The organism is Schumannella soli (assembly GCF_006517435.1).
Taxonomy (GTDB): Bacteria; Actinomycetota; Actinomycetes; order Actinomycetales; family Microbacteriaceae; genus Schumannella; species Schumannella soli.
The window spans coordinates 1-10819 of record NZ_VHQG01000001.1; the positions used below are offsets into that span (position 1 = coordinate 1).

At 72.0% G+C, this 10819-nt stretch carries 10 protein-coding genes; 1 reads left to right on the plus strand and 9 read right to left on the minus strand.

The genetic code is table 11. The annotated features are described in order from the left end of the window. Positions 1-373 precede the first annotated feature (373 nt). The 3 genes from gltX to FJ657_RS00015 form a co-directional block, all read right to left on the minus strand. Positions 374-1867: a glutamate--tRNA ligase gene (gltX, locus tag FJ657_RS00005; RefSeq protein WP_141161665.1), complete on the minus strand. Its 1494-nt coding sequence runs from the start codon at positions 1865-1867 to the stop codon at positions 374-376. A gap of 135 nt (positions 1868-2002) precedes the next feature. After that, positions 2003-3310, minus strand: coding sequence for an MFS transporter (locus FJ657_RS00010; RefSeq protein WP_141161666.1), 1308 nt, complete (start codon positions 3308-3310; stop codon positions 2003-2005). 13 nt (positions 3311-3323) lie between these two features. Beyond that, the gene (locus FJ657_RS00015; RefSeq protein WP_141161667.1) at positions 3324-4100 is read right to left on the minus strand and encodes a fumarylacetoacetate hydrolase family protein; all 777 of its coding nucleotides are present in this window, start codon (positions 4098-4100) and stop codon (positions 3324-3326) included. A 66-nt stretch (positions 4101-4166) separates the two neighbouring features. Between FJ657_RS00015 and FJ657_RS17145 the strand changes: the two genes are divergently transcribed. Continuing rightward, positions 4167-4379 carry a hypothetical protein gene (locus FJ657_RS17145; protein WP_141161668.1) on the plus strand — a complete coding sequence of 71 codons (213 nt, stop codon included), beginning with the start codon at positions 4167-4169 and terminating at the stop codon, positions 4377-4379. A 47-nt stretch (positions 4380-4426) separates the two neighbouring features. Here FJ657_RS17145 and FJ657_RS00025 read toward each other — a convergent pair whose 3' ends face one another. The 6 genes from FJ657_RS00025 to FJ657_RS00045 form a co-directional block, all read right to left on the minus strand. Then, positions 4427-5194: a phosphate ABC transporter ATP-binding protein gene (locus FJ657_RS00025; protein WP_141162635.1), complete on the minus strand. Its 768-nt coding sequence runs from the start codon at positions 5192-5194 to the stop codon at positions 4427-4429. Between the two features lie 394 nt (positions 5195-5588). After that, positions 5589-6590, minus strand: coding sequence for a sortase (locus FJ657_RS00030; protein WP_255447040.1), 1002 nt, complete (start codon positions 6588-6590; stop codon positions 5589-5591). Beyond that, positions 6587-7330 carry a hypothetical protein gene (locus FJ657_RS00035; RefSeq protein WP_141161669.1) on the minus strand — a complete coding sequence of 248 codons (744 nt, stop codon included), beginning with the start codon at positions 7328-7330 and terminating at the stop codon, positions 6587-6589. The genes FJ657_RS00030 and FJ657_RS00035 overlap by 4 nt, the downstream gene beginning before the upstream one ends. Further along, positions 7327-8439 (minus strand): COG1361 family protein, encoded by a 1113-nt coding sequence (locus tag FJ657_RS16955; RefSeq protein ID WP_181408807.1) that lies wholly within the window; start codon positions 8437-8439, stop codon positions 7327-7329. The genes FJ657_RS00035 and FJ657_RS16955 overlap by 4 nt, the downstream gene beginning before the upstream one ends. Positions 8440-8639: 200 nt before the next feature. Next, complete coding sequence (locus tag FJ657_RS00040) at positions 8640-9683, minus strand: hypothetical protein (RefSeq protein WP_141161670.1); 1044 nt, start codon at positions 9681-9683, stop codon at positions 8640-8642. Between the two features lie 22 nt (positions 9684-9705). Next, complete coding sequence (locus tag FJ657_RS00045) at positions 9706-10815, minus strand: substrate-binding domain-containing protein (RefSeq protein ID WP_141161671.1); 1110 nt, start codon at positions 10813-10815, stop codon at positions 9706-9708. Positions 10816-10819: the final 4 nt, after the last annotated feature.

A 10819-nucleotide genomic window follows, 5' to 3' on the forward strand; every position in this document is an offset into this window, starting at 1 on the left:
CATAGTGCACGCTGTTGAGTTCTCAAGGATCGGATGCTCGAAGATCTCACCCTCGCGGGTTCGATCCAAGGCGATCGTCTTCCGAACCACTCCGGTGGGCGGCCGGCTTCGCTGAGGTAAAGACTCTGCGAGGCTCCGCGCGTTGATCAGATCAACGACTCGTTGGAGTGGCGAACCCCATCCAGAAGTTCAGATGGGGGCTTGTCGCTCTTGAGGCCAGGATCCGGGCGGCTGAGCCGCTCTCCGTGTCCCGCACCTTTGGGCTGACGAGGGATTACTTTACGTACGTCTCGGGGTCGGCGCGAATCATCCGCGCATCCCGGGCGTGTCGCCCATGATTTGAGGCGAGGGCTGCCCGGGAGGACGCCGCCGACTACAGCGTCTGCCGGAACCGCTCGAGGCGCGCGAGCGTCGACTCCTTGCCGAGGATCTCCATCGACTCGAAGAGCGGCGGGCTGATGCGGCGGCCGCTGACGGCGGTGCGCAGCGGGCCGAAGGCGACGCGCGGCTTGAGCCCGGCTCCTTCGATCAGGGCGACGCGCAGCGCCTCCTCGATCTCGACGCGGCCGAACGACGTCAGCTGCTCGAGCGCCGCGGTCGACGCCTCGAGCACGAGCTTCGCCTCGTCGGCGTTCTTGGGCAGCGCGTCCGGCTGGAACTCGATCTCGGCGTCGGGCGTGAACAGGAACGCGAGCATGTCGCGCGACTCCCCCAGCACGATGATCCGCTCCTGGATCAGCGGCGCCGCCTCACGCAGGATCGCCCGCTGCGCCGCGGTCGGCGGGTTCTCGACGAAGCCGGCCAGGTACGGCGCGATCCGCGCCTCGAAGTCGTCGGGAGCCAGCATCCGGATGTGGTCGCCGTTGATCGAGTCGGCCTTCTTCTGATCAAAGCGGGCCGGGTTCGGGTTCACATCCCGGATGTCGAAGGCCTCGATGAACTCGGCCGTCGTGAACACGTCGCGATCGGCCGCGATCGACCAGCCCAGCAGCGCCAGGTAGTTCAGCAGCCCCTCGGGGATGAACCCCCGTTCGCGGTGGTGGAACAGGTTCGACTCGGGGTCGCGCTTCGAGAGCTTCTTCGAGCCCTCGCCGTAGACGAGCGGCATGTGCGCGAAGCGCGGGATGACGTCGGTCACCCCGATGTCGATGAGCGCGAGGTAGAGCGCGATCTGGCGCGGTGTCGACGACATGATGTCCTCGCCGCGGAAGACGTGGGTCACGCCCATGAGCGCGTCGTCGACCGGGTTGACGAGGGTGTAGAGCGGGGCGCCGTTGGGCCGCACCACCACGAAGTCGGTGAAGCTGCCCGCCGGGAAGGTGACGTCGCCGCGGATCAGATCCTCGTACGACAGGTCGCTGTCCGGTACGCGGAGCCGCAGGCTGGGCTGCCGGCCCTCGGCCTTGAAGGCCTCGCGCTGCTCGTCGGTGAGGTCGCGCTCGTGGTTGTCGTAGCCCTGGCGCGGGTCGCGGCCGGCGGCGCGGTTGCGCGCCTCCATCTCGTCGGGGGTGACGAAGCTCTCGTAGAGCTTGCCCGCATCCTTCAGCCGCTGGATGACGTCCTGGTAGATGTCGCCGCGCTGCGACTGGCGGTACGGGCCGTTCGGCCCGCCCTTCTCGACGCCCTCATCCCAGTCGAGGCCGAGCCAGGTGAGCGCCTCGACGAGCTGCTCGTAGCTCTCCTCGCTGTCGCGCGCCGCATCCGTGTCTTCGACCCGGAACACGAGCTTGCCGCCGGTGTGCCGGGCGTAGGCCCAGTTGAAGAGCGCCGTGCGCACCATCCCGACGTGCGGGGTCCCGGTGGGCGACGGGCAGAAGCGGACCTTCACATCGGGTCCGGTGGCAGTGGTGAAAGGCAGGGCTGACATCACTGCCCAGGGTAGTGCGGGGTCGGGATGCGCGGGGCCGCGAGGGCGGGCGCACCGCGCGCCGTCACGCCGTCTGTCGACCGGAGGGGCTCCGCCGGGGTGAACTCCGGGCGGCGGCCGCCTCGTGGGAGGCCCTCAGGCGGCGACGCGGGCGGCGCTGCGCGCGGAGAGGGCGCGCCAGGTGAGGAGCCCGGACGCGACCGCGACGAGGAGCACGGCCGCGAGGGCGAGGCCGGGGTAGCCGAGCAGCGCCAGCACCGGGCCGGCGAGAGCTCCGCCGACGGCCCCGGAGGAGCTCATGACCAGATCGGCGCGGCCCTGCGTGCGGGTGCGTCGCTCGGCGCTCGTGGCGGCGACGATCATGGCCGAGCCGGCGACCGTCGAGGCGCTCCAGCCGAGACCCAGCAGGATCAGCGCCGCGACGACGAACCCCTCGCTCTCGCTGCCGAGTGCGGCGAGCACCAGCGCGAGCAGCAGCATCCCCTGGCCGAAGCCGATCACGACGGGGCGGCCGAGCCGATCGGCGAGCACACCCCAGAGCGGCGAGAGGGCGTACATCCCGGCGACGTGCAGGCTGATCGTGAGACCGACGACCTCGAGCGTCGCGCCGCTGTGCGTCAGGTGCACCGGCGTCATCGCCATGACCGAGGCCATCGTGGCGTGGCTGAGGCCGATGATCGCGATTCCGATGCGCGCCGTGCGCGGGTCGTCGACGTCGCGCGGACGCGGGCGCGGGGCGGATGCGGTGCCTGCGGCCCCGGCTGAAGCGGTCGCGCCGGCCGCCGGCCGAGCGGCATCCCGCGCCTCCCCGGACGCGATGTCGCGAGCGAGCCGCAGCGGATCCGGACGGAGCCCGACCGCGTAGACGATCGCCGCGGTCGCCTGCGCCGCGATCGTCAGCAGGAACGGACCCGCGAGCTCGGGCAGCCCGATCGCGAGCCCCAGCCTGTTGCCCGACGAGATCAGGTTCGGCCCGATCACCGCGCCGACCGTCGTCGCCCACACCACGATCGACAGGTCACGACCCCGCGTCGACGGCTCGGAGAGGTCCGTCGCCGCGAACCGGGACTGCAGGTTCACCGCCGTGCCGACCCCGATGCACACGAAGGCGACGAGCAGCAGCGGGAACAGCATCCACACCGCCGCCAGGATGCCGAGCACGCCGCCCAGCGCCGCCGTCAGCGCCCCGGTCGCGAGCGCCGGCGCCCGGCCCGCCCGCTGCGCGAGGGCCGCGAGCGGGATCGCCGCGACCGCCGAGCCGACGGTCGAGCCGGTCGTCGCCGACCCCGACCACGCCTCGGAGCCGGAGACGAGCGTCGCCAGCAGAGCGCCGGCCGAGAGCGTTGAGCCCATGCCGAGGCCGGCGAGCACCTGCCCCGCGACGAGCACCCGGCGGGTGCGACGGTGCACGGCCAGGGCGTCGTACGAGGCGAGGACGGTCATCCCGGCCCCGGGATCAGCGCGGGTCGCGGTTCAGCGCGGGGTTCGAGAGACGACCGAGGCCCTCGATGTCGATGTCGACCGTCTGGCCGTGCTCGAAGCTGCCGAGACCGTCGGGGGTTCCCGTGACGATGACGTCGCCGGGCAGCAGCGTCCACACGTCGGTGATGAACTCGATCAGCTCGGGCAGTTTGTGCAGCATCTCGCTCGTGCGGCCGGTGCGGCGCACCTCGCCGTCGACGTAGGTCGTGATCTGCAGGTCGCTCGGGTCGATCTCAGTGTCGATCCACGGGCCGAGCGGGCAGAAGGTGTCATAGCCCTTCGCGCGCGCCCACTGGCCGTCGGCGAACATCTGGTCGCGGGCCGAGACGTCGTTGGCGATCGTGTAGCCGAAGACGATCGACTGCCAGTCCTCGGCCTTGACCTGCTTGGCCACGCGGCCGATCACGACCGCGAGCTCGCCCTCGTGCACGATGCGGCCCTCGACCGGCGGGATGCGGATCGGGTCGCCGGGGCCGACCACCGCGGTGTTCGGCTTGAGGAAGATCAGCGGGTCGCCGTCGGTGTCCCAGTCCATCGACTTCGCGTGGGCGCCGTAGTTCATGCCGACGCAGACGACCTTCGAGCGCGGGATGACCGGCGCGAGGAGCCGCGCATCCGCGAGGGGGACGCGCTCTCCCGTCGTCTCGTAGCCCGCGAACATCGGGTCGGCCTTGAGGACGACGATGTCGTCGTCATCGATGACTCCGAAGCGCGGGTCGTCGTCTCCGGTGCTGAAGCGCGCGACTCTCACCCGTCGATCCTATCGACGGGCCCTGCGCGGGCGTTGAACGATTCCGACAACACGGAGGTGCGATCCGTGGCGATCGGTGCGAATTCCGACAATGCGGGGCGCGCCGCGCGACGGAATCAGCGGATCGGGGGCGCCGATCCGCACGGCGGCGTCGGCCGTGACCAGTACGACCAGATCGCCGCGCGTCGCCGATCAGCCGAAGCGGCCGTTGACGTAGTCGGCGGTGCGGTCGTCCCTTTCGACGGGGCCGCGTCGCCGATCAGCCGAAGCGGCCGTTGACGTAGTCGGCGGTGCGGTCGTCCCTTTCGACGGGGCCGCGTCGCCGATCAGCCGAAGCGGCCGTTGACGTAGTCGGCGGTGCGGTCATCCTGCGGGTCGCCGAACATCGCATCCGTCGGCCCGTGCTCGACGATGCCGCCGGGCTTGCCCGCACCGGCGAGGAAGAACGCGCACTGGCTCGAGACGCGCTGCGCCTGCTGCATGTTGTGCGTGACGATGACGATGGTGACCTCGCTGGCGAGCTCGAGCATGGTCTCCTCGATCACGCGCGTCGACGTCGGGTCGAGGGCGGAGCAGGGCTCGTCCATGAGGAGCACGCGCGGCTGCACGGCGAGCGAGCGGGCGATGCAGAGGCGCTGCTGCTGGCCGCCGGAGAGTCCGCCGCCGGGCGCGCGCAGACGGTCGCGCACCTCCTTCCAGAGGCCGGCCTTCTGCAGCGAGGTCTCGACGAGGTAGTCCTTGCGGGCGCGGTCGGCCCGGATGCCGGTGAGCTTGAGCCCGGCGATCACGTTGTCGTAGATCGACATCGCCGGGAACGGGTTGGGCTTCTGGAACACCATGCCGATCGCCTTGCGCGCGTCGGTGAGGCGCTTCTGCGGCTCGTAGATGTCGTCGCCGTCGAGCAGCACCTCGCCGGCGAGGCTCGCCGAGGGCACCAGCTCGTGCATGCGGTTGAGGATGCGCAGGAACGTGGACTTGCCGCATCCCGACGGACCGATCAACGACGTGATCTGGCCGGCCGGCATCGTGAGCGACACCCGGTCGAGCACCTGATGGTCGCCGAACCAGGCCGTGATGCCACGGGCCTCGAGCATCGCGAGCGGCTCGCGCGCGTCGAGGTTCGAGGGCACGGGGTACGCGGCGGCCGCGGCGGCCTGGTAGGCGCCGCTGAAGCCGGCGTCGCCGTAGCCGGGGATGGCGGACGGGGCCGCGTAGGCGTAGCGCGGGTCGGCCTCGAGCTGGGCGTCGGCGACCGGCGAGGTGGCCTCGGGGCCGCCGAAGCCCGTGGATGCGTACCCGGGGTAGCCGGTCGCCGCGGACGCCGGAACCGGAGGCACGGACTCCGTCGCGGGCTCGACCATCGCGGGGACCTCCACGGTCCCGCTCGCAGCCGCCGGGATCGGGGCCGCGGGGGCCGGGGCCGCCGGCAGCACCTCGGTCACCGGGTCGCGGTTCGCATCGGTCATGACAGTTCTCCTCGGGATGGTTTCAGAGCACGTTGGGCAGCAGCGGCACGATGCGATCGGCGGCCAGCAGCACGGCGAGAGCGACGACGGGAGCGCCGACGAGCCAGGTCTTGCGCGAGCCCACCCGACGCCGCGCCCAGGCGGCGCCGAGATGGGCCGCGAGCAGGAACTGCAGCGCGAACACCAGGCTCCACACCTCGCGGGTGTCGGCCTGCAGCGCGCGCTCCTCGGGCGGGAGCGCGCCGGTCGTGGTCCAGCGTGCGCCGGCGTCCATGACCGGGCTGACGAGGCGCGCATCCACGTAGACGACGCCGCTCGGGGCGAAGGCCGGTCCGCGGGCGCTCTGCAGCACGAGCCGGCTGCCGCCGCGGGCGAGCGCGGCCGGGGTGGGGTCGCCGGCGTAGCGCACGCCGATGACCTCGAAGGTGCTCTTGCCCTGGCCGGTGCGCACCGAGAAGCGGTCGCCGGGGGCGAGCTCCTGGATGTGCGAGAACGGCCCGCCGTAGGCCCCGGCACGGCCGATGAGCACGCTTATGCCGGGCTGGCCGGGCAGCGGGGTGTCGCGACGGTGGCCGGCGCCGGTCTTCAGCGTGTCGGAGTCGGTGCCCTCGACGAGCACCTCGCTCACGCCGATCTGCGGGATCGAGAGGATGCCCACCGGCGACGTCGAGCGCAGCATCTTGCCGGTGTAGTCGGCCTCGCTGACCGGCGCGGTGCCCGCCGCGAGCTGAGCGCGGAAGGAGTCGCGCAGGCGCTGCTGCGACTCGAGGTGCTGCAGCTGCGACAGCACGACCACCTGCACGAGGAACGCGAACACGAGCAGCACGGCCGTGATGAGCACGCTGCGGGTGATCGCCTGAGCCGGGGTGAGCGGGGCGAGCTGCACGGGCGGCTTCGGGATGCGCCGCGGCGGGCGGGGCCCCGGCGGAAGATGCGGCGGCGGCGCCATGTAGCCGGGGACGGGCGGCGCGGCCGGGGGCGCGGCGGGCGCGGCGGCCGCGGGCGGGGCGTCGATCACGCTCATGCGAAGGACTCCTGCACGACGCGGCGCGGGCGGCGCACGGCGACCGAGATGCCGTAACCGGCGCCGGCCCCGACGATCACGATCAGGAGGATCGCCCACGGCGCGATCACGATCGACTGCTCGCGCGTCAGCTTCTTCAGCGCGACGCCGTCGACCGACTTCGGCGGGGTCGCCTCGAGGTGCGAGGTGATGAAGGTCCACTGCCCGACGCCGCCGACGCGCATCCGCAGGGTGCGGTCCGTCTGGGGCGCGAGCGTCACGGTGCGCTCGACGGGACCGCCGATGCGGTTGCCGAGCGGACCGGTGAGCCAGGCGCGGATCGTGACCGGCATCGGCGCGTCGGTTCCGTTGCGCAGAGTCACCGAGGTGCTGAGCTCGCCCTGGGTGGGGATCGGGGAGATGAGGTAGCCGAGCCGCAGCCCGCCGAGCGAGAACGCGGCGTCGGCGACCGCCGTGGCGCCCTCGCCGGAGGGCTTCGCGCCCGTGTCGACGGTGTCGGAGGGAGCAGAGCCGCCCGACGAGCCGGACGACCCGAAGCCCGACGAGCCCGAGCCCGATCCCCCGAAGCCGCCCGAGTCGGATCCGCCCGACGGCACCGAACCGTCGCCGGTGACCGTGACGCTGATCGGGTAGTCGCCTCCGCCCTCGAGGTCGTCGGCCGCGAAGGCCGAGACGGGAGCGGCGGCGGTGAGCACGACGGCGGCGCCCGCGAGCAGTGCGGCGGCGAGCATCCGCTTCATCGTCCGGCTCCGATCTTCTCCGGGCTGCTGTCGGCCGGGTTCGGGGTCGCCGCGTCGCTGCGCGCCTGCTCGGCGACGTGCGCCATCCACGCCTCGGCCCGGCGCGCGTCGGCGCGAGCACGCAGGCGGGTGACGAGGATGACGAGGCCGACCGCGAGCAGCACGGCCAGCAGCAGCCACGGCACCGCCGCCAGCGAGGTGCTGCGCTCGGTCGTGACGAGCGACGGGGGCTGGATGGCGTCGGGCGAGATCTGCGGCGCGAGGGAGATCGTCGGCTCGAGGTAGCCGAGGGCGGGCACCCCGTGCAGGGTGACGGTGAGCTCGCGCACGTTGCCGGGCAGCAGCTCGGGGAAGTCGGGGCGCGCCTCGGGCGAGGCCAGTCCGAAGCCGAACCAGGTGCGCAGCTTCACGACGGCGAGCCCGCCGAGGGCGACGTTGCCGGTGTTCTTCACGGTCATCTTCACCACGACGGTGCCGTCGAGCGGGTTCCAGCTGTAGCCGTAGTCGGCCTCCATCGAGCTGACGGTGAGGGCCGCCTGGATGTCGCCGGGAACCCGCACGTAGAGCCGCGTCGCGACGCGACGGTCGACGAGCACCTGCCCGTCGGGGCTGACGGCCGAGAGCACGACGCCGCCGGCGTGGTCGCCGGGGCCGGCGTCGGCGGGCACGTCGACCGAGAAGGCCACGGCGCGGGTCTCGCCCGCGGCGAGATCGAGGGTCGCACGCGGCTGTCCGCCGAAGCTGACCCAGCCGCCGACGTCCTTCGCGGTGTCGTCGGTGGGCAGCAGCCCCCACGAGCCGTCATCCGTGTTGAAGGCGTCGGTGCCGAAGACCGTGACGGTCTGGCGGGTGCTGCCGGTGTTCTTCACCAGGTACTCGTCGTCGAGGTGCTGGCCGGGGCCGACCTGGTAGGTGAAGCGCGTGCGGCCGTCGGCGGCGCCGGCCTTCGCGGGCGCGCCGGAGATGCCGATCGTGTCGTCCGCTCGGGCGGAGACGGCCGGGGCGACGCTGAGCAGCGTGGCGGCGGCGGCGAGCGCGAGAGCGGCGGCGGCGAGGCGGGCGGCCGGATTCGCGGCGGAGGTCCAGGTGGGCACAGTGTATGAAGCCATCGGTCGTTGGCCGTGCGGCGTCGGAGAGGTGAACGCCGACTTAAGCGCGACCGGGGTGGGATCGAGGGGTGGATGCGGCGCGCGGCGACCGTGGCGGCGGTGCGCGGCGGGCATCCCGGCGGAGCGGGTCGAGCAGGGGGAAGGCCCCGGACGGAGCCCGTCGTCGGTGCGACGACGGGACCGCCCGGGGCCTGCCGGGATTACTTGGAGACGAGCGTCAGCGTCACCTTGGAGGTGTACGTTCCGGCCTTCGACTTCGCCGGGGCGACGAAGGTCAGGTCGGCGTCGACGACGCTGGTGCCGCTCGTGCCGGCCGCAGCCGACGCGAACTTGTTGTCGCCGGCGGTGCCGGCCGAGTTGCCCGCCGCCGCGGCCGCGGGGCCGGAGGTGACGAGCGGTCTCACACCGAGCTGCTTGGCGTCGATGTCGTCAGCCGAGGTGCCGCCGGTGAGGGCGAACTTCGCGACGGCGCTGGTCAGATCCCAGCCAGGGGTCGACGCGACGCGGCCGTCCTTGATGGTGATCGAGCCGAGCTTCCCGGTCGAGGTCGAGAGACCGTTGACCAGAGCGGCGGTGCCGAGGGTCGCCTTGGCGCCCGCCGGAACCGAGAGCTCGAGCGCGCCGTCGACGGCGGCCGTGGTCGTCGCCGAGACGTCGACCGAACCGCTGGTGGAACCCGCCGGCGGGTTCGTGGGCGTGGTGCTGTCGGTCGGCGTGTCGAAGGTGTACGCGCCACCGGGCTGGATGTGCACGCGGGTGTAGTAGATCCCCGCGTTCGCCATCGTCAGGCCGTTGTTCTTGAGGAACGCCAGGCCGACGCTGTACTCGCCGCCCGCGGCCTTCACCGCGAGACCGTTGCCGTTGACCAGGCTGCCGAGGGTGGCAGTCGGCTGCAGCACGTTCTTCGAGCCGTTGTTGAACCCGCTGGGGGCGTAGGCCGACCACGCGCTGATGGTCTTCTCCTTGCCGACCGGCGCGAGGAACACCGCGACCGACTCGGCGTCGGCCGAACCCTGGAACAGCGCGTCGTAGTCGTCCTTGACGGGGATGGCGATGACGCCGTCGTTCCACTGGAGGGTGGATCCCTTGGTCACCGGGGCGCCGGTGTTGCCGTCGGCGATCCAGAAGGCGCCGGCCGAGTCGGACGGAGTGTCCGCGAACGCCGGGACGGCGACCGAGGAGGCGAGGACCACGAAGCCGGCAGCGCCGATCGCGGCGGCCTTCGAGGCGATGGACTTGAACATGACTGTCAGATTCCTATCCGGATCAGAGCGTGGTGTACGCGGGAAGCGGCGTGGTGGACGACGGAGCGAGGAAGCCGAACTTCTTCTTCACCGCGCCGGGCGAGGAGCTGAGCGAACCGAAGTTCGTGAGGCTCTGCGACTTGGTCGCGTCGACGAGGTCGGCGAGGCCCTGGTCGAACTTGGCGTCGCCGGGGGTCACGCGAGCGCGCTCCACGACGAGGTAGGTGTCACGACCGAAGGTGGTGTCGGCGTAGAAGGCCGAGTTCGGGACGAGGTTGGTGCCGGTTCCCGTGAAGGGCACCTGACCGGCGACCGGGCTGCCGATGAGGACGCCGGTGGTGCCGATCGTCGAAACGCCGGTGACGCCGTTCGACTGCGCGACCCAGCTGGCGACCGAGAAGGGGATGATCTCGCCGGCGCCGAGCACCGAGGCGTCGTTCTCCGCGGTGGCGTTGCCGGTGTCGCTCACGCCCGGGGCGGTGGTGCCGGTGTAACCGAGAGCGGCGAGGAAGAAGTTGCGGGTTCCCGAGCCGGCCTGGGGCAGGCGGGGCTTGATCGCGACGCCGTCGACCGTGGTCAGCGTGCCGTCGAAGATCTGCTTGAGCTGCGCCGGGGTGAGGTTCGCCCAGGCGGCGGTGCCGCCCTTGTAGGCGTAGGCGACCGCGTCACGCGCGTAGGGGTAGTAGAGCAGCTTTCCGTCGGCGTTGGCGTTGCCGCCGGGGCCCGACGACGAGCGGGCGATGTCGACCTGGCCGGTGATGACGCGAGCCGGGGTGGTGTTGGTGCCGCCGGCCGAGTAGGCGTTGCCGGTGATCGAGGCGCGCAGGGCATTGACGCCGGCGCCCGAGCCCGCGGGACGGCCGAAGTAGGCGCCACCGGGCTTGGTCTGGATGGCTGCGGAGCCGAAGGCGTCGAACGATCCGAGGGTCGAGCTGTTCGAGGTCACGCGCACGCGGCTGCCGGAGGCATCCGTGCCGTTGAGGAGGGCGTTGGTGGAGTCCTGCAGGGTGTCGGAACCGACCAGCACGTAGCTGTTCGACACCGGCTCCGCGAAAGCGGGGGCGACGAGCGCGGCGCCGGTGACGGCGACTGCGGCGACCGCGGCGAACGCCGCGATCTTCTTGATCTTCACGGGA

Bases quoted from the DNA above. Each gene is read 5' to 3' on its own strand.
- FJ657_RS00035 (WP_141161669.1), bottom strand. From the start codon at position 7,330: ATGAAGCGGATGCTCGCCGCCGCACTGCTCGCGGGCGCCGCCGTCGTG.
- FJ657_RS00025 (WP_141162635.1), bottom strand. From the start codon at position 5,194: ATGCTCGAGGCCCGTGGCATCACGGCCTGGTTCGGCGACCATCAGGTG.
- FJ657_RS16955 (WP_181408807.1), bottom strand. From the start codon at position 8,439: ATGGCTTCATACACTGTGCCCACCTGGACCTCCGCCGCGAATCCGGCC.
- gltX (WP_141161665.1), bottom strand. From the start codon at position 1,867: ATGTCAGCCCTGCCTTTCACCACTGCCACCGGACCCGATGTGAAGGTC.
- FJ657_RS00030 (WP_255447040.1), bottom strand. From the start codon at position 6,590: ATGAGCGTGATCGACGCCCCGCCCGCGGCCGCCGCGCCCGCCGCGCCC.
- FJ657_RS00040 (WP_141161670.1), bottom strand. From the start codon at position 9,683: ATGTTCAAGTCCATCGCCTCGAAGGCCGCCGCGATCGGCGCTGCCGGC.
- FJ657_RS00010 (WP_141161666.1), bottom strand. From the start codon at position 3,310: ATGACCGTCCTCGCCTCGTACGACGCCCTGGCCGTGCACCGTCGCACC.